17 protein-coding genes are annotated in these 18,613 nt (G+C 70.8%); 4 read left to right on the top strand and 13 right to left on the bottom strand.

Annotated elements, in window-relative coordinates; genetic code table 11:
- Window positions 1-44: 44 nt before the first annotated feature.
- The 13 genes from E9934_RS02945 to E9934_RS02885 form a co-directional block, all read right to left on the bottom strand.
- A complete protein-coding gene (locus E9934_RS02945) occupies window positions 45-1,514 on the bottom strand; it encodes a glutamate synthase subunit beta (RefSeq protein WP_136561297.1) in 1,470 nt (489 codons plus the stop codon).
- Entirely contained in the window at window positions 1,507-6,072 is a 4,566-nt protein-coding gene (gene gltB, locus E9934_RS02940; RefSeq protein ID WP_136561296.1) for a glutamate synthase large subunit, read from the bottom strand. Before gltB ends, E9934_RS02945 begins: the two co-directional genes overlap by 8 nt.
- A 150-nt stretch (window positions 6,073-6,222) precedes the next feature.
- Window positions 6,223-7,203, bottom strand: a complete 981-nt coding sequence (gene lgt / locus E9934_RS02935) for a prolipoprotein diacylglyceryl transferase (RefSeq protein WP_136561295.1) — start codon at window positions 7,201-7,203, stop codon at window positions 6,223-6,225.
- Between the two features lie 35 nt (window positions 7,204-7,238).
- Window positions 7,239-7,820, bottom strand: a complete 582-nt coding sequence (locus E9934_RS02930; RefSeq protein ID WP_136561294.1) for an SCO family protein — start codon at window positions 7,818-7,820, stop codon at window positions 7,239-7,241.
- 43 nt (window positions 7,821-7,863) lie between these two features.
- Window positions 7,864-8,700 carry a tryptophan synthase subunit alpha gene (gene trpA, locus E9934_RS02925; protein ID WP_136561293.1) on the bottom strand — a complete coding sequence of 279 codons (837 nt, stop codon included), beginning with the start codon at window positions 8,698-8,700 and terminating at the stop codon, window positions 7,864-7,866.
- Window positions 8,697-9,932 carry a tryptophan synthase subunit beta gene (gene trpB / locus E9934_RS02920; RefSeq protein WP_136561292.1) on the bottom strand — a complete coding sequence of 412 codons (1,236 nt, stop codon included), beginning with the start codon at window positions 9,930-9,932 and terminating at the stop codon, window positions 8,697-8,699. The genes trpA and trpB overlap by 4 nt, the downstream gene beginning before the upstream one ends.
- Entirely contained in the window at window positions 9,932-10,750 is an 819-nt protein-coding gene (gene trpC, locus E9934_RS02915; RefSeq protein ID WP_136561291.1) for an indole-3-glycerol phosphate synthase TrpC, read from the bottom strand. The genes trpB and trpC overlap by 1 nt, the downstream gene beginning before the upstream one ends.
- A 76-nt stretch (window positions 10,751-10,826) precedes the next feature.
- On the bottom strand, window positions 10,827-11,264 hold the full coding sequence (locus tag E9934_RS02910; protein ID WP_136561290.1) for a DUF2752 domain-containing protein: 438 nt from the start codon (window positions 11,262-11,264) through the stop codon (window positions 10,827-10,829).
- A 34-nt stretch (window positions 11,265-11,298) separates the two neighbouring features.
- On the bottom strand, window positions 11,299-11,499 hold the full coding sequence (locus E9934_RS02905) for an HGxxPAAW family protein (protein WP_136561289.1): 201 nt from the start codon (window positions 11,497-11,499) through the stop codon (window positions 11,299-11,301).
- Window positions 11,500-11,547: 48 nt separating this feature from the next.
- Entirely contained in the window at window positions 11,548-12,189 is a 642-nt protein-coding gene (locus tag E9934_RS02900; RefSeq protein ID WP_158294903.1) for a Trp biosynthesis-associated membrane protein, read from the bottom strand.
- Entirely contained in the window at window positions 12,182-12,526 is a 345-nt protein-coding gene (gene hisI, locus E9934_RS02895) for a phosphoribosyl-AMP cyclohydrolase (protein ID WP_136561287.1), read from the bottom strand. Before hisI ends, E9934_RS02900 begins: the two co-directional genes overlap by 8 nt.
- Window positions 12,527-12,556: 30 nt before the next feature.
- Complete coding sequence (locus E9934_RS02890; protein WP_338036664.1) at window positions 12,557-14,365, bottom strand: ABC transporter ATP-binding protein; 1,809 nt, start codon at window positions 14,363-14,365, stop codon at window positions 12,557-12,559.
- On the bottom strand, window positions 14,362-16,200 hold the full coding sequence (locus E9934_RS02885) for an ABC transporter ATP-binding protein (RefSeq protein ID WP_338036663.1): 1,839 nt from the start codon (window positions 16,198-16,200) through the stop codon (window positions 14,362-14,364). The genes E9934_RS02890 and E9934_RS02885 overlap by 4 nt, the downstream gene beginning before the upstream one ends.
- Before the next feature lie 108 nt (window positions 16,201-16,308).
- Between E9934_RS02885 and E9934_RS02880 the strand changes: the two genes are divergently transcribed.
- From E9934_RS02880 to E9934_RS19470, 4 genes are all read left to right on the top strand, one after another.
- Window positions 16,309-16,719, top strand: coding sequence for a hypothetical protein (locus E9934_RS02880; RefSeq protein WP_136561286.1), 411 nt, complete (start codon window positions 16,309-16,311; stop codon window positions 16,717-16,719).
- Window positions 16,720-16,952: 233 nt separating this feature from the next.
- Window positions 16,953-17,153, top strand: coding sequence for a hypothetical protein (locus tag E9934_RS02875; RefSeq protein WP_136561285.1), 201 nt, complete (start codon window positions 16,953-16,955; stop codon window positions 17,151-17,153).
- A 111-nt stretch (window positions 17,154-17,264) separates the two neighbouring features.
- Complete coding sequence (locus E9934_RS02870) at window positions 17,265-17,807, top strand: DUF6318 family protein (protein WP_136561284.1); 543 nt, start codon at window positions 17,265-17,267, stop codon at window positions 17,805-17,807.
- Window positions 17,804-18,589 carry a PKD domain-containing protein gene (locus E9934_RS19470; RefSeq protein WP_158294902.1) on the top strand — a complete coding sequence of 262 codons (786 nt, stop codon included), beginning with the start codon at window positions 17,804-17,806 and terminating at the stop codon, window positions 18,587-18,589. The genes E9934_RS02870 and E9934_RS19470 overlap by 4 nt, the downstream gene beginning before the upstream one ends.
- The last annotated feature ends 24 nt before the right edge of the window (window positions 18,590-18,613 follow it).

The following is an 18,613-nucleotide window of genomic DNA, read 5'->3' as shown; positions in this document are numbered from 1 at the left end:
GCGGCGTGGTGCGCTGTGACGGGGCGGCCCGATGGCTGGTCGGGTCAGACCACGACCGGGCGGGCCGTCGGCGGGATGGGCGCCGGCAGCTGGGTCGAGCCCGACAGGAACGTGTCGACCGCGGCGGCGGCGGAGCGCCCCTCGGCGATCGCCCAGACGATGAGCGACTGACCACGACCGGCGTCACCGGCGACGAAGACACCGTCGACGTTGGTCGCGTAGTCGTTGGCACGCTTCACGTTGCCGCGCTCGTCCAGGTCCACACCGAGCTGCTCGATCAGGCCGGGCTGCTCGGGACCGACGAAGCCCATCGCGAAGAGGACGAGGTCGGCCGGGATCTCCCGCTCCGTGCCCTCGTGCTCGACGAGCTTGCCGCCCTCGAACGCGACCTCGACCAGGCGCAGCGCCCGGACGTTGCCGTCGTCGTCGCCGACGAACTCCTTGGTGGAGACGGCGTAGACCCGATCGCCGCCCTCCTCGTGCGCGGAGGAGACCCGGTAGGTCATCGGGTACGTCGGCCACGGCTGTCCGGTCGGACGCTCCTCGGTCGGCTGGGGCATGATCTCGAGCTGGGTGATCGAGGCCGCGCCCTGTCGGATGGAGGTGCCGAGGCAGTCGGCGCCGGTGTCGCCGCCACCGATGATGACGACGTGCTTGCCGTCGGCCCGGATCTGGCCCTCGACCTCCTCGCCGACCGCGACGCGGTTGGCCTGCGGCAGGAACTCCATCGCCTGGTGGATGCCCTTGAGCTCGCGTCCCGGGACCGGCAGGTCGCGGGCGACCGTCGAGCCGGTGGCGATGACGACCGCGTCGTAGCGGTCGCGCAGGCGGTCACCGGTCAGGTCGCCCTGGCCCACCTCGACGCCGGAGCGGAACACCGTGCCCTCGCGCTTCATCTGCTCGAGGCGCTTGTCGAGGTGCTTCTTCTCCATCTTGAACTCGGGGATGCCGTAGCGCAGCAGTCCGCCGGGCTTGTCGGCCCGCTCATAGACGGCGACGGTGTGGCCGGCGCGGGTCAACTGCTGGGCGGCGGCGAGGCCCGCGGGACCGGAGCCGATGACGGCGACGGTCTTGCCCGAGAGCCACTCCGGCGGCTGCGGCCGCACGAAGCCGGACTCGAAGGCCTTGTCGATGATCGAGACCTCGATGTTCTTGATCGTCACGGCCGGCTGGTTGATGCCGAGCACGCAGGCGGTCTCGCACGGCGCCGGGCAGAGGCGACCGGTGAACTCCGGGAAGTTGTTGGTCGCGTGCAGGCGCTCGATCGCGCCCTCCCAGTCGTCGCGCCAGACCAGGTCGTTCCACTCCGGGATGATGTTGCCCAGCGGGCAGCCGGAGTGGCAGAACGGGATGCCGCAGTCCATGCAGCGGCTGGCCTGGACGTTGATGATCGGCAGCAGGGCGCGGCCGATCCCTCCCGGATAGACCTCGTCCCAGTCGTTGACGCGCTCCTCGACCGGACGACGTCCGGCCACCTCACGGGTGTTCTTGAGGAAGCCCTTCGGGTCAGCCATACAGCACCTCCATGACTCGGTTGGCGGCAGCGTCGGCGTCGAGGCCCTCGGCCTCCGCCTCGGCCTGGACCGCCAGGACCTTCGCGTAGTCGCGCGGCATGACCTCGGTGAACCGCGGCAGTGCGGCCTCCCAGTCGGCCAGCAGCGCCTCGGCGACCTCGGAGCCGGTCTCCTCGAAGTGCTTGCGCACGATGTCCTGCAGCTCCGCGGCGTACTGCTCGCTCACCGGACGCAGGTCGACGAGCTCGCCGTTGACCCTGAAGTCCTTGAGGTCGAGCACCCACGCGATGCCACCCGACATGCCGGCCGCGAAGTTGCGGCCGGTCTTGCCGAGCACGACGACGCGGCCGCCGGTCATGTACTCGCAGCCGTGGTCGCCCACGCCCTCGGTGACGATCGTCGCACCGGAGTTGCGCACGCAGCAGCGCTCGCCGACGCCACCGCGGATGAAGATCTCACCCGAGGTCGCTCCGTAGGCGATCGTGTTGCCCGCGATGATGTGCTCGTTGGCCCTGAACGTGGCCGCACGGTCGGGCCGGATCACGATCCGGCCACCCGAGAGGCCCTTGCCGACGTAGTCGTTGCCGTCGCCCTCGAGGCGCAGCGTGATGCCCGCGGGCACGAACGCGCCGAACGACTGGCCCGCCGAGCCGGTGAACGTCAGGTCGATCGACCCGTCGGGAAGTCCGGCGCCGCCGTACTTCTTGGTGACCTCGTGGCCGAGGATCGTGCCGACGGTGCGGTTGACGTTGCGGATCGCGAGTTGGGCGCGCAGCGGCTCCCCCGACTCGATCGCCGCGGCGGCCAGCGGGAGGATCTCGGTGACGTCCAGCGAACGCTCGAGACCGTGGTCCTGGGTGCCCGTGTTGCGCAGGTCCTGGTCCGGGAAGTGCGTGTCCGCGATCTCGACCTTGTGCAGGATCGGCGTGAGGTCCAGGCCCTGCGCCTTCCAGTGGTCGACGGCCTCGGCGACGTCCAGCGTCTCGACCTGGCCGACGGCCTCGGCGATCGACCGGAAGCCGAGCTCGGCGAGCAGCTCGCGGACCTCCTCGGCGATGAACTCGAAGAAGTTCACGACGTACTCGGCCTTGCCGCTGAAACGCGACCGCAGGGTCGGGTTCTGGGTGGCGACGCCGACGGGGCACGTGTCGAGGTGGCAGACCCGCATCAGGATGCAGCCGGAGACCACCAGCGGGGCGGTCGCGAAGCCGAACTCCTCGGCGCCGAGCAGCGCCGCGATGACGACGTCACGGCCGGTCTTGAGCTGTCCGTCGGTCTGCACGACGATCCGGTCGCGCAGGCCGTTGAGCAGCAGCGTCTGCTGGGTCTCGGCGAGACCGAGCTCCCAGGGTCCGCCCGCGTGCTTGAGCGACGTCAGTGGGGACGCGCCCGTGCCCCCGTCGTGACCGGAGATCAGCACCACGTCGGCGTGCGCCTTGGACACACCGGCAGCGACCGTGCCGACGCCGACCTCGGAGACCAGCTTCACGTGGACGCGGGCCGACGGGTTGGCGTTCTTGAGGTCGTGGATCAGCTGCGCCAGGTCCTCGATCGAGTAGATGTCGTGGTGCGGCGGCGGGCTGATGAGGCCCACACCCGGCGTCGAGTGACGCGTCTTGGCCACCCACGGATAGACCTTGTTGCCGGGCAGCTGGCCACCCTCGCCGGGCTTGGCGCCCTGCGCCATCTTGATCTGGATGTCGTCGGCGTTGGTGAGGTACTCCGACGTGACGCCGAAGCGGCCCGACGCGACCTGCTTGATCGACGAGCGACGCTCCGGGTCGTAGAGCCGGTCCGGGTCCTCGCCGCCCTCACCGGTGTTGGACTTGGCGCCCAGCCGGTTCATGGCGATCGCCAGGGTCTCGTGCGCCTCGCGCGAGATGGACCCGTAGGACATGGCACCGGTCGAGAATCGCTTCACGATCTCCGAGACCGGCTCGACCTCGTCGATCGGGATGGGCGTGCGGCCGAACGCTCCGGCGTCCTTGAAGCGGAACAGGCCGCGCAGGGTCATCAGCTTCTCGGACTGGTCGTCCACTGCCTGCGTGTACTGCTTGAAGATGTCGTAGCGACCGGTGCGCGTCGAGTGCTGCAGCCGGAAGCCGGTCTCGGGGTTGAACAGGTGCGGCTCGCCCTCGCGACGCCACTGGTACTCGCCGCCGATCTCGAGCTCGCGGTGCGCGGGCGCGATGCCGACGGGCGGGTGTGCCTTGGCGTGCCGCTGGGCGACCTCCTTGGCCACCTCGTCGAGCTCGATGCCGCCGAGCTTGGAGGTCGTGCCGGTGAAGTAGCGGTCGACCACCGACTGCGACAGGCCGATGCACTCGAAGATCTGCGCACCGGTGTACGACGCCACGGTGCTCACGCCGATCTTGGACATCACCTTCACGACGCCCTTGCCGAGCGCCTTGATGAGGTTCTTGACCGCGACCTCGGGGTCGGTCTTGACGTAGTAGCCCTCGCGAGCGAGGTCCTCGACCGTCTCCATCGCGAGGTAGGGGTTGACCGCGGCAGCGCCGTAGCCGACCAGCAGGGCCACGTGGTGGACCTCGCGGACGTCTCCGGCCTCGATGAGCAGGCCGACCTGGGTGCGGGTCTTCTCGCGGACCAGGTGGTGGTGGACCGCGCCGGTCAGCAGCAGCGACGGGATCGGCGCGAGGTCGGCCGTCGAGTGCCGGTCGGAGAGCACGATGATCCGGGCCCCGTCCGCGATGGCGGTCGACACCTCCTGGCAGATCTCGTCGATCCGCGCCGACATCGCCGCGCCGCCGCCGTGGACGTCGTAGAGGCCGCGCGAGACGTGGGTGATGAAGCCCGGGTGGTCGCCCTCGCGGTTGATGTGCCGGATCTTGGCCAGGTCGTCGTTGGAGATGACCGGGAAGGGCAGCACGATCTGGCGGCAGGAGGCCGGGGTCGGCTCGAGCAGGTTGGACTCCGGGCCGATGGAGCCGTAGAGCGAGGTGACGAGCTCCTCGCGGAGGGCGTCCAGCGGCGGGTTGGTCACCTGCGCGAACAGCTGGCTGAAGTAGTCGAACAGCAGCCGCGGCTTCTCGCTGAGGGCCGCGATGGGCGTGTCGGTGCCCATCGAGCCGAGGGCCTCGCCCCCGGTGTTGGCCATCGGGGTGAGGATGACGCGCAGCTCCTCCTCGGTGTAGCCGAAGATCTGCTGGCGGCGGGTCACCGAGGCGTGGGTGTGCACGATGTGCTCACGCTCGGGGACGTCGTCGAGGTGGATCATCCCGGCGTGGAGCCACTCCCCGTAGGGGTGCTCGCCCGCGAGCTGGTCCTTGATCTCCTCGTCCTCGATGATCCGGTGCTCCTCGGTGTCGACGAGGAACATGCGACCCGGCTGCAGCCGGCCCTTGCGGACGATCGTGGCGGGGTCGAGGTCGAGCACGCCGACCTCGGAGGCCATGACGACCAGGCCGTCGTCGGTGACCCAGAAGCGGGAGGGGCGCAGACCGTTGCGGTCGAGGACCGCGCCGATCTGGGTGCCGTCGGTGAAGACGACGCAGGCCGGGCCGTCCCACGGCTCCATCATCGTGGAGTGGAAGCTGTAGAAGTCGCGGCGCGACTCCGACATCTCCGTGTGGTTCTCCCACGCCTCGGGGATCATCATGAGCACCGCGTGGGGCAGGCTGCGCCCGCCCATGTGCAGCAGCTCGAGGACCTCGTCGAAGGACGCGGAGTCCGACGCCTCAGGGGTGCAGATGGGATAGAGCCGCTCGAGGTCGCCGGGGATGGCGTCGGAGTCGAGCAGCGCCTCGCGGGCCCGCATCCAGTTGCGGTTGCCCTTGACCGTGTTGATCTCACCGTTGTGCGCGATGAAGCGGAACGGGTGCGACAGCGGCCAGCTCGGGAACGTGTTGGTGGAGAAGCGCGAGTGCACCACACCGATGGCCGAGGCCATCCGCTCGTCGAGCAGGTCGGGGAAGAAGTTGTCGAGCTGGTCGGTCGTCAGCATGCCCTTGTAGGCGAGCGTGCGCGACGACAGCGACGGGAAGTAGACCTCGGTCTCACGCTCGGCGCGCTTGCGCAGGCAGAAGGCGAGACGCTCCAGGTCCATCCCGTTCAGGGGACCGCCGGCGGCCTGCACGAACAGCTGCGTGAACGTCGGCATGACGCTGAGCGCCATGGTGCCGAGGATGCCCGGGTTGACGGGCACCTCGCGCCAGCCGAGGACGGTCAGGCCCTCCTCGGCCGCGATCTCCTCGATGCGGCCACGGGTCTTCGCCACGTGGTCCTCGTCGCCGGGCAGGAAGGCCGTGCCGACGGCGTACGTGCCGGCGGTCGGGAGCGTGATGCCCTCCTCGCCCGCAACGGCGCGCAGGAAGGCGTCCGGGACCTGCATGAGGATGCCGGCGCCGTCGCCCGAGTTGGGCTCGGCTCCCGCGGCACCGCGGTGGTCCAGGTTGCGCAGGGCCGTCAGGGCCTTCACCACGATGTCGTGGCTGGCCTCACCGGTCATCGTCGCGACGAAGGCGACGCCACAGGCGTCGTGCTCGTGACGCGGGTCGTAAAGACCCTCCGGCGGCGGGAACGCGTGCGAATAGGGCACCAGGGTTCTCCCGTCGACTACGTCTGTGGCCGCCCGGGACGCCGACTCAGGGAGTGTCGTACCGGAAGGTCCGCAGAAGGTGGGGCGCTAGGGACAACACTGGCCCACGCGGCGGAAGCGTCAGGTTACCACCGTGTGAACCCACCGCGCTCATCCAGCGTCGTCGCTGGATGCCGCCTTGGTCACATCTTCAACCACGTCGGGGTCGTTCGCGTCAGCGTCCTCGGCGTCGGCGTCGTCGGTCGCCGGCTCCCGCCCCTCGACGTACGCCGCGTCCTCGCGTCCCGGCGCATGACGGCTGGACCACAGGTAGTAGGCGGCCGCGAGGACGAACAGCACGATCGAGGTCCACACGTTGAACCGGAGACCGAGGACGTCGTCGAGCTGCACGTCGTCGATGCGCAGGTACTCGATCCAACCGCGTCCCAGCGTGTAGCCCATGACGTAGAGCGCCATGATGCGGCCATGGCCGATCCGGAAGCGGCGGTCGAGCCAGATGATGAGGGCGAAGGCAGCGAGGTTCCAGCCGAACTCGTAGAGGAAGGTCGGGTGGAAGGTCGCCAAGTCCGGGATCGGCTGGCCGGCGTCGATGAGCTGCTGCTCGTAGGCGCTGCTGAAGTGGTCACGGTCGATCTCGACGCCCCACGGCAGGTCGGTGGGCTTGCCATAGAGCTCCTGGTTGAACCAGTTGCCCCAGCGGCCGATCGCCTGCGCGACCAGCAGCCCCGGCGCCAACGCGTCGAGGAAGGGCAGGAAGCGGATGCCCTTGCGGCGCGCACCGATCCAGGCGCCGAGCGCACCGAGACCGATGCCGCCCCAGATGCCGAGGCCGCCGTGCCACACATAGAGCGCGTCCACGGGCGAGGCACCCTCACCGAAGTAGTTCTTCCAGTCGGTGGCGACGTGATAGGCGCGGGCCCCGACCAGCCCGAAGGGGACGGCCCACAGCGCGATGTCCTGCACGTCGCCGACGGTGCCGCCACGCGCCTGCCAGCGTCGCTCCCCGATCCAGATCGCGGCGACGATGCCGAGGATGATGCACAGCGCATAGCCGCGCACCGGGAAGGGGCCGAGCTCCCAGACCCCGTTGGCGGGGCTGGGGATCGCGGCGATGATGAGGTCGACGGTCACGGCTGGTCCTTCACGGTCTGGCGGCTCGATCCTCGTCAGTCGTCGGCGAGGAGGATGCTGAAGTCGTTGGCGAACTCGGTGCTGGAGGTCTCCTGGTTCCACAGGGCGACGGCCTCGTCGTCGCTGCTGATCGCCAGGGTGAAGGTCGAGTGCCCGCCGAGGTCGTAGCCGCCAGTGGGCAGCTTCTCGCCGTCGTTCACGTAGACGTGGAGCGGGTCGCCGAGGGCGATGATGTCGTCGAGGTCTCCGGTCAGGCCGATGAATCCGGCGTCGTAGGCCTTGAGGTAGTCGTGCAGCGTCGCCTCGTCGTCACGGCTCGGATCGGTCGTCACGAAGACGACGTCCACCTTCGACCGCTCACCTTCGTCGAGCCGGTTGAGCGCCGCGGACAGGTTGTTCATCACCAGCGGACAGTAGTCCGGGCAGTGGGTGTAGCCGAAGAAGACCAGGGTGAGCGCCTTGTCGGTGTCGGCCGCCAGGGAGTACGACGACCCGTCCGTCGCGGTCAGCGCGATGTCGGGCACGTCGTAGGGCTGGTCGAGGCGGTTGCCGACGAACTCGCCGCTGCTCTCCTCCCCGCAGCCGCTCAGCACGAGTGCCATCAGGACGAGCAACATCGAGGCCGCGGTCAGGCGACGCTCGTGGCGGCCCGGCCGTTTGCTAGGCACGCACGGCCCCCGCGACGCCTCGGGCGAGCTCCTCGGTGAGCGCGCCGAGCGACTTCAGGCCGGCGGCGGCGTCACCGGGGTGGTCCAGCAGCGTGCGGACGAAGGCCGAGCCGACGATCACGCCGTCGGCGTACGCCGCCAGGTCCGCCGCCTGCGCGCCGGTGCTCACCCCCACGCCGACGCCGACGGGCAGGTCGACCCCACCGCTCGGGCTCAGTGCCTTGGTGCGGGCGATCAGCGGGGCGACCCCCGCGGCCGTGGCCTGCGTGGTGCCGGTCACGCCCATGACCCCCGTCGCGTAGACGAAGCCGCGCGAGGCGGCCGTGGTCATCGCGATCCGCTCGTCGGTCGACGACGGTGCCACGAGGAAGACCTTGTCGAGGCCGCGCGCGTCGGCCGCGGCGATCCACTCGGGCGCGAAGTCGGGCGTCAGGTCGGGGGTGATGAGGCCCGCTCCCCCGGCGTTGGCCAGGTCGGTGGCGAAGCGCTCGACACCATAGGCCTCGACGGGGTTCCAGTAGGTCATCACGAGGGTCGGCGTGCCGGTGGCCGCGACGGCCTCGACGACCCGCAGGACGTCGGTGATCCGGATGCCGGCCTCGAGCGCCTGCTGCGCGGCGGCCTGGATGGTGGGCCCGTCCATCACCGGGTCGCTGTAGGGCAGTCCGATCTCGATGACGTCGCAGCCCGCGTCGACCATCACCTTCAGTGCGGCGATGCTGGTGTCGACGTCGGGGAACCCGGCGGGCAGGTAGCCGACGAGGGCGGAGCGCCCCTCACCGCGCGCCTTCTCGAACGCCGCTCCGGTGGTCTGGCTGCTGCGGGTCACTCCGACTCCCCTGTGCTGCCGTCCGTGCCGAGGCCGAAGTAGTCCAGCGCCGTGCCCATGTCCTTGTCGCCGCGACCCGACAGGTTGACCAGGATGGTCTGCCCGGGCCGCTCCTCGGCGACCTTGAGCGCACCCGCGACGGCGTGGGCCGACTCGATGGCCGGGATGATTCCCTCGGTGCGGGCGAGCAGGGCCATCGCGTCCATGGCCTCGGCGTCGGTCACCGGCAGGTAGGTCGCGCGGCCGCCGGCGGCGAGCGCCGCGTGCTGGGGACCGACGCCCGGGTAGTCCAGGCCCGCGGAGATCGAGTGCGACTCGACGGTCTGGCCGTCCTCGTCCTGCAGGACGTAGGTGCGCGCGCCGTGGAGGACGCCGACCGTGCCGGCGAAGATCGTCGCCGCGTGCCGACCGCTCTCGACGCCGTCACCCCCCGCCTCGAAGCCGTAGACGTCAACCTCCGGATCGTCGAGGAAGCCGGCGAACAGGCCGATCGCGTTGGAGCCACCGCCGACGCAGGCCGCGATGGCGTCGGGCAGTGCGCCGGTCAGCTCCAGGCACTGCTGGCGCGCCTCGTCGCCGATGCCGCGGACGAAGGAGAGGACGAGGCTGGGGAAGGGGTGCGGGCCGGCCGCCGTACCGAAGAGGTAGGCGGTGTGGTCGACGCTGGCGACCCAGTCACGCAGCGCCTCGTTGATCGCGTCCTTGAGCGTCCGCGAGCCGCTTGTGACGGGGATGACCTCCGCGCCGAGCAGCTGCATCCGGGCCACGTTGAGCGCCTGGCGCTCCGTGTCGACCTCGCCCATGTAGACCGTGCAGTCGAGACCGAGGTAGGCCGCAGCGGTGGCCGAGGCGACACCGTGCTGTCCGGCTCCGGTCTCGGCGATGACGCGGGTCTTGCCCATGCGCTTGGTCAGCAGGGCCTGGCCCAGCACGTTGCGGATCTTGTGGGCGCCGGTGTGGTTGAGGTCCTCACGCTTGAGGAGGATCCGCGCGCCGGCGCGCTCGGAGAGCCGCTGGGCGTCGTAGAGCATCGAGGGGACGCCGGCGTAGTCCTGCAGCATCCGCTCGAACTCGGCGATGAAGGTCGGATCCACCATCGCCTTCTGCCAGGCGATGTCCAGCTCCTCGAGGGCCGCCATCAGCGCTTCCGGCATGAACCGGCCACCGAAGGCACCCGCACCGCCGAACCACCCGAAGGCGTCGGCGTCGTATCCACTCTCGGGAGTGCCCATCAGCCCTTCACCAGTCCTGTCATGGCCGCCACCGCGTCGCGGGGCGCGCCGTCCTTGACCAGGGCCTCGCCGACGAGCACGACGCGGGCGCCCTCGTCGACGTAGCGCTGGACGTCCGCCGGTCCGCCGATCCCCGACTCGGCCACCAGCACGCGATCCGCGGGGACCAGCGGGGCCAGGCGGCCGAAGGTGTCGGGGTGGACCTCGAGGGTCTTGAGGTTGCGAGCGTTGACGCCGATCAGCTCGGCGCCGACCTCGACGGCACGCTCGGTCTCCTCCTCGTCGTGCACCTCCACGAGGACGGTGAGACCGAGCTCGCGGGCGAAGTCGTGCAGCCGCGCCAGCTGGTCCCCCGGCAGCGAGGCGACGATCAGCAGCGCCAGGTCCGCCCCGGCCGCCCGTGCCTCGAGCAACTGGTACTCGGTGACGATGAAGTCCTTGCGGAGCAGCGGTACGTCGACCGCGGACCGCACCGCGCGCAGGTCCTCGAGGCTGCCGTTGAAGCGCCGGCGCTCGGTCAGGACGCTGATGGCGCCGGCACCGCCGGCGGCGTACTGGGCCGCGAGCGCAGCCGGGTCCGGGATGTCGGCGAGCTCGCCCTTGCTGGGGCTCTTGCGCTTGACCTCCGCGATCACGCTCGACGCGGCGGCGCGGAAGCCCGGCATCGGGTCGAGCGGAGCGGCCACGTCGTCGAGCGCGGCCCGCAGGTCCAGCTCGGTCGTGACCGCCTGGCGGGCGGCGAGGTCCTCGAGGACGCCGGCGACGATGCCCTCGAGCACCGTTGATGTTTCCGCCTGCGGAGCCTGGGGGGCCGACATGGCGACTCCGTTCATGAGTTCGTGGTTGAGGCTGGTGTCGAGTGTGGCACGCCGCCCCACGCCTGCACCGGCCGGCTCAGGGCGCGAGCCAGGCGCCCGCAGAGGTGTTGCGCAGGATGGTGAACACCGCCATGGCGGCGATCAGGACGCCTGCCGAGAGGGAGAGCGCACGGTCCGAGGCGCTCCAGGTCCGACCGGTCCAGCGTCCTTGGGTCCAGCGCAGGAAGACCCACGCCAGGACGGGCACCGACAGCACGAAGAGCAGGTTGCTCGACGCGGCGTCGAACAGGCGCGCGTTGCTGAGGTCGTTGACCGCCCGCAACCCCCCGCAGCCCGGGCACCAGAAGCCCATCGCGGCCGTGGGACACATCCCCCAGCTGCCCTGGTCGTGCGGGTCGCGCAGGTGCAGCGCGGCGGTCGCCACCGCGAGTCCACCGGCGACGAGCGTCGGTGGCACCATCCGCAGCCAACGCGTCTGGCCGCTGGGCGGGGAGGTCGGCGCGGGGACAGTCATCCTGACCTGGGCGAGGCGTGGTGCCGCGGTCGGCTCAGTGGGCCGACTCGTGCATGCCGAGCTTGGCCATGACGAGGAAGACGACGCCACCGCCGACGGCGACGACGGTGCCGATCCAGAAGGCCGGCCAGTTGAGCGGGTCGACGGACATGCCGAACGCCGCGATGCAGAAGCCGACCAGGGAGACGATGACACCCGTCCAGGCTGCCGGGGTGTTGCCGTGGTTGTCGGCCATGTGGAAGTGCTCCTCGCTCGGTGGTTCGTGCGGGTCGATTCTAGGGGGTCAGTCGTCGGTCGGGTCGGCGCCCTCGTCCATCGCCTTCCACAGGTCCAGGTTGGACTGCTCGCCGTCGGCGCCGTCAGCGACGGGAGCGGTGGCGCCGCCACCCGTCGGGGCGTCGTAGCGGCTGCCCATCTCGGGCCAGCGCCCGACATGACGGACGGCAAGGACACCGGCGGCGAGCGTCACCAAGCCACCGGCCAGCGCCACCCACACCCACGGCGTGCGGTCGACCTCGATGGTCACGGCGCCGAGACCGAGACGGGTGGCGAGGTCGGCTGCCGCGTCGTCGTCCTGGACGAAGCCACCGACGACCACGACCGCCGTCGCTCCGGCGCCGGCCAGGGCCGCCAGGGCGGCGACGATCCGCCGGACGATCCCGCGACTGACGAGCAACGCACCCCACGCCGCAAGACCGACGAGACCGAGGGCCCCGGCGAGCGGGAACTGCACCTGGGCGTTCTCGTTGCCCTCATAGCTGAGCAGGCCGGCGGACTGGAGGAAGCTGCCGGGCACCTCGAGCATCGCGCGGTGGCCGCCGACGGCCACCGCGCCGGCGCCGGCCAGGCCGAGCAGCACGACCGGTCCGAAGAGACGGCGTGACCCGTCGGGGGTCGGCTCGGGCGTCGGCTCGGGTTCAGTCACTGAGCAGGCCTTCGTCGAAGCAGGTGCGGGCGCCGGTGTGGCAGGCGACGCCGACCTGGTCGACACGGACGAGGAGGGTGTCGCCGTCGCAGTCGAGGCGCACCTCGTGGACGTGCTGGGGGTTGCCGGAGGTCTCTCCCTTGACCCAGTACTCCTGTCGGCTGCGGCTCCAGTACGTCGCCCGGCCGGTGGTCAGCGTGCGGTGCAGCGCCTCGTCGTCCATCCACGCCAGCATCAGCACCTCGCCGGTGTCGTGCTGCTGGACGATCGCGGGCACCAGGCCGTCGTCCGTGCGCCGCAGGCGGTCGGCGATGGCGGGATCGAGGGAGACACTCACCCGACCATTATCCCGTCGTCCGTCACGCCGTCACCGAGGGGCGTGCTGGGCGACCCAGCTGGTGTGCAACCGGGCATAGGCCGATCCGGCCTGCCGGACCAGCTCGGCATGCGGTCCGTGCTGCACGATCCGCCCCCGATCGACGACCACGACGACGTCGGCGGCCTCGGCGGTGGAGAGGCGATGGGCGATCGTGACGGAGGTGCGTCCACTCATCAGGCGCTCCAGGGCGCGGCCGATGCTGGTCTCGAGCTGAGGGTCGACGGCGCTCGTCGCCTCGTCGAGGACCAGCAGGTCGGGATCGGCGAGCTGTGCCCGCAGGAGCGCGACCAGCTGCCGCTCCCCGGCCGACAGCGACTCGCCGCGCTGGCCGACCTGCGTCCCGGTGCCGTCGGGCAGCCCGGCCAACCAGTCGCCGAGGCCCAGCGCATCGGCCGCCTCGCGGATCTCCTCCACGGTCGCGCCGAGGCGGCCGTAGCGCACGTTGGCGGCGAGGGTGTCGTCGAAGAGGAAGCCCTCCTGCGGGACGAGCACGACGCTGCGGCGCAGCGCGGTCTCAGCGACCTCGCGCAGGTCGATGCCGTCGAGCAGGACGCGACCCCGGCTGGGGTCCATCAGTCGGGTGAGCAGCTTGGCGATCGTGGACTTGCCGGAGCCGGTCTCCCCCACGACCGCGACCCGCTGGCCCGCCGGGACCACCAGCTCGATGTCGCTGAGGACCTCGACGCCGCCCGGGTAGGCGAACGAGACGTCGTCGAAGCGGACGTCGATCGCGCCCTTCGGCAGGACCTCGCCGTCGGGGCCGGGATCGACCAGGTCGGCCGGGGTGTCCAGGATGCCGATCACGCGGCGCCAGCCGGCGATCGCGTTCTGGGCGTCGGTGAGGATCTGGGTGCCCATCTGGACCGGTCCGACGAAAAGGGTCACCAGGAACGCGAAGGCCAGCACCTCGCCCGCGGTGATGGTCTCGCCCCAGTCCCCCAGCAGATGACCCTGGCCGAGCCAGATGCCGACGATCAGGACCCCGGCGTTGGCGAAGCCGGCCGAGATCCCGCCGAGGCTGAACGAGAACGCCGTGAACCCCTGCGCCCTCGTGCTGGCCGCCTTGTGGACGTCGATGGCGGCGTCGATGCGCTCCTGCGTCCGGTCCTCGATCGCGTAGGCCTTCACGACCGCCGCGCCGACCACCGGCTCCGACACCGCCGAGAGCAGCACGCCGACCTGGCGTCGTACGGTCCCGTAGGCGGCGGAGAGCTTGCGCTGGAAGTAGCGCAGGCTGAGGAAGAGCGGCGCGAAGCAGAGCCACACCACCAGGGCGAGCTGCCAGCTGTAGAAGACCATCACGACGGTGGCGATCAGGATCTGCCCGATGCTGACGATGAACAGCAGGCCGCCGAAGACGAGGAACTGGCTGACCTGGTCGACGTCGCTGGTCACGCGGGAGACCAGGGACCCGCGGCGCTCGGTGTTCTGGGTCAGCAGCGGCAGGTCGTGGACGTGGCGGAACGCCTTGACCCGCAGCGTCGCCAACCCGTGCTCGGCGGCCGAGAAGAGCCGCGCGGTCATGGCGTACGACGCCCAGCTGGTCACCGCGATCGCGAGGCCCGCGAGCACCGCCAGCCAGGTCGTGTAGCCGACGTCGGGTCCGCCCTCACCGCGCAGCCCGTGGTCGATCGTCTGCTGGACGGCGATCGGCACGACCACCTGACCGACGGATGCCAGGACGGCGAGGAACAGGGTCCAGCCGAGTCCGTCGCGCAGCTCCGGCGAGTGCCGGATCCCGCGGCGGATCGTCTCCATCGCACCGAGCTCCTCGCCCGTGCGCAGTGTGGTGCTCACCGGATCACCTCCACCGGCGCGGTCTCGGCGTCGGTCTCGCTCTCGGTCTCGTAGGCGTTGACCAGGCGCGCGTAGTCGTCGTTGCGGGCCACGAGGTCGTCGTGCGGACCGCGGTCGGCGATGCGGCCGTCGACGAGGAAGAGGACCTCGTCGGCGAGGGCGATCGTCGCCTTGCGGTAGGCGACCACGACCAACGTGGTGTCGCCGTGGCCGAGGCCGGCGAGGATGCGGGCCTCCACGTCGGGGTCGACCGCCGAGGTGGCGTCGTCGAGGACGAGCAGTCGAGGTCGGCGGGCCAGGGCGCGGGCGAGCGCGATCCGCTGCCGCTGGCCCCCGGAGAGCGACGTGCCGCGCTCTCCCAGTCGGGTGTCGAGTCCGTCGCCGAGGGCCCTGACGAAGTCCTCGCCCTGGGCGACCCGCAGCGCGGCCCAGACATCGTCGTCGGGCAGGTCGGCGCCGAGGGTGACGTTGCCGCGGACGGTGTCGTCGAAGAGGAAGGCGCTCTGCGGGACCAGCGCGAGCACGTCGGCGAGGGCACCGCGCTCGAGGTCGCGGACGTCGATCCCGTCGACGCGGATCGTGCCGTCGTCGAGGTCGACCAGACGGGCCAGCAGTGTGGTGAGCGTGCTCTTGCCGGACGCGGTCGCTCCGACGATCGCGACCCGGGAGCCCGGCGCGACGTCGAAGGTGAGGTCCCGCAGGAGGGGGCGATCGGCCTGGTAGCCGAACGCCGCGTGGTCGACCTCGAGGCGGGCGCCGCCGCTCGCTCCGGGTGCGGGCCGGTCGCCGTACGTCATGGCGCCGGAGGCGGCGAGGACCGAGGCCACCCGCCGATGGCCCACGACGCTGCGCGGGAAGTCGCCGAGCAGCCAGCCGATGGAGCGGATCGGGAAGGAGACCACGGTGAGCAGGTAGGCGACGGTCACGACGTCACCGGCGGCCGTGGAGCCGGAGACGACGCGGTGGACGCCGAGGACGAGCACCACCAGCACGGCGAGGTTCGGCAGGGCCGCGAGGACCGGGTCGAACGCCGCCCGGATCCGTCCGACGCGGATGTTGGCCTCGCGGAGCTCATGGGCCTTCGCCTGGAAGCGGGCGGTCTCCTCCGGCTCACGTCCGAGGGTCTTCACGACGAGCGCGCCGTCGAACGACTCGTGAGCGATCTCGCTCAGCTCGGCCCGCAGCTGTTGCGCGCGGGTCGCCCAGCCCTGAGCGAGGCGTTGGTAGATGACATTGGTGCCGATGACGAGCGGGAAGACGAGGAGTCCGACAGTCGCCAGTGCGAGGTCGGTGACGAGCATCTGCCCGACGGCGATCACCATCATCGCGATCGTCCCCACCGCCATCGGCAGGGGCGCGATTGGCCCCCAGGCGGCCTCGACGTCGGCATTGGCGTTGGACAGCAGCTCGCCCGTCGGGTGCTTCTGGTGCCACGCCATGGGCAGGCGCAGGTACTGCCGGGTCACCGCTCGGCGACTGTGGGCCTGCATGCGGTATTGCATGATCCCGGCGCCGAGCCGCCGGGCGACGATGCCGACCGCTCGCAGGATCGCGACCCCGACGAAGAGCCCGAGCACCGCCCAGAGCAGGCCGGCGCCGATCTCGCCGTCACGGAAGGCGGGAAGGACCACGTGGTCGGTGGACCAGCCGAGCACCCACGCATCCGCGACGGTCAGGGCGCCGAAGAGCACGCTGCCGATCGTGGACAGCGTGAAGATCCAGGGCTCGCGCTTGATGGCGACCCAGAGGACACCGAACCCGGCGGACGTCGTGCCCGTGCTCCCGGTCGTGCTGCCTGCCGTCGCCACCCGCACCCTGCTCTCACCGCTCGTCACTCGTGAACCTCAGCCCAACCCGGGCCCGGCGGAGCCTATTCCGGGCCGGGGACACCTCCCCCGGATGCGAGCCTGTACGACGGGCCCGGGCGCTGCCATGCTGACGTGATGGACGTCGTGGTGCTGGTGCTCCTCCTGCTGCAGTCGGCGCTCGGCGTCCTGGCACTGCTCCGGTGGCGCAAGGCGCTGCGTCCCTCGGCCCGCTTCCCCACCTCCCTCGTGGCCGCACACATCGCCGTCTCCGACATCGCGACCATCCTGTGGGTCGTCCGACTCGTGACCGACGAGGTCGGCTGGGGCTGGGCCGCGCTCGGCGTACTCCTCGTGGGCAACGGCATCGGCGACCTGGTCCTCGCGGGTCGCTGGCGCCTCGACCAGGCCACCTCCGGCGCCTGGCTGAAGGGATGGGTGTCGGCGGCGAAGGGGCTCACCAACCCCAAGAGGCGCGTCGGCGCCGCCCACGCCGCCGGCGCGGGCATCACCACCGTCGCGCTGCTCGTGGCCTGCCTGATCGGCTGAGCACAGCGCCATCAGCGCGGTCGCTGCCCACCCGCTGACGAGCTCTCCGACCGGCACGTCGAGTGCGAGCGCGATGGCCCAGCTGCTGAACAGCTCTGCCGAGCCGGGCGTACGAGGTCACCAGGGCAGCTCCGGCGCAGCGGCGCCGTTGTCCACAGGTCGCGTCGGAGCCGGTTGCGCCCCGCCGCGGGTCCGAGCACGCTCGGACCCACCCACCAGAGGAAGGCACCACGATGAATCCCATCGGACGCCGTCTCGGGCTCCTCTGCGCACCGCTCGTCCTGATCGCGAGCGGATGCGCGGGTCCCGAGGCCACCACACTCGACCTGCGGACCCCGGCGGTCAGGCCCGCCCCGGACGCGCCCACGACGACGCCCTCCGACGTGATGGGCGAGCTCGCCCACCGAGGGGCCGAGGGTCTGCGCGTGCATTGACCTGTCGTCGATTCGTCCACAGGCGGACGCGGCGTCGGTGACAACGCCGACGCCGACGCAGTACGGTCGACGCGCGTCCCCGGTCCGGGCGCGATGTTCTCGGGAGGACCCATGCGTTCCACACGACTTGCCGTCGCGTTGACGGCCTTGACGCTGCTCCTGCTCGGCTGCACCGATGACGACGTCGGACCGGGCGAGGCGACCTCGACCTGGACACCGTCGGGGACGATCGAGACGGCACCGACTGCCGCTGAGTCGAGCGACCCTGACGCCGCGCCGGCCAACGAGACCGCCCGGCAGTTCATCCGGCGCTGGGTCGAACTCGGCAATCAGATGCAAGCGACGGGCGAGACCGATGCGTTTCTCGCTGTTGCAGGTCCCGACTGCGACGCGTGCCACGAGTTCGCGACCAAGGTCGAGCAGATCTACACGGCCGGCGGAAGCATTACCGGCGGGCAGGAACTGATCCTCCGCCTGGAGCCCGAATCACACACGCAATGGCTCGTCACCACCGAGGCGTCGCCGACTACCTACACCGATGATGTCTCCGCCAGCCCGAGCACGCTGCCAGGCGGCCGCTTCCAGTCCCGCGTGCATCTCGTTCGAGGTCATCACGGTTGGATCGTCGGCTCGACGGAGGGAGTACCTCTGTGATCCGCGCGCTTCTCCTCCTGATCGCAACCGCCGTCCACGCGGTCACTCTGGTCCTGGGCCCACCCGCATCGGCAGGTTGCGGCAGTGCCGTCAACCTGCGCAACGCGTCACAGACGTGTGTCAGCGCAGGAGATCTTCCTGCAGGTCAGGCAGCCTCCGCCGAGCACCACACCTACCTCTACTTGCCTGTTTGCGGCATCCGGGTGGGCGGCGCCTGCGGCAGGGTCGTCGCGTGCACCACCCGCTCCGGATCCCGCGGAGTCCTCCACGACGTCACTGTCGACGGCGAAGCGGCCGGCCGTCAGTGCATCGGCGACGAGGAGGCCAGCGATGCCGCGGTCGTGACACCAGGGCTGGTCCAACGCGCCATGCGGCGCCTTGCCTGGCCAGCCAGCCCGCTGACCGTCCAGCCACCCGACGGCCTCACGCTGGTCAACTTCGACACGAACTTCTACACGACCGGCACCGAACCGGTGACCCGCGCGGTCACGCTCCTCGGCCAGCAGATCACCATCGAGGCCACCCCGATCGAGTACGCCTGGCACTTCGGCGATGGCGAGGTGCGCCGGACGGCAGAGGCCGGAGCGCCGTACCCCGATCTGCGGATCACGCACAGCTACCTGCGCAAGGACACCTACGACGTGCGGCTCGACACGACGTACGGCGGCCGGTTCCGCGTCGACAACGGCCCGTGGCAGGACATCCCCGGCACCGTCACCATCACCGGCACGCCGCAGTCGCTACGAGCGATCGAGGCGCGGCCGACGCTGGTGGGCTACTGAGATCCATCAGGGGCGTCTCGTGAC

Origin of the sequence: Nocardioides caeni (assembly GCF_004912195.1) — a bacterium.
In the GTDB taxonomy this organism is placed as follows: domain Bacteria; phylum Actinomycetota; class Actinomycetes; order Propionibacteriales; family Nocardioidaceae; genus Nocardioides; species Nocardioides caeni.
This window is presented reverse-complemented; position numbering and strand designations above follow the sequence as displayed.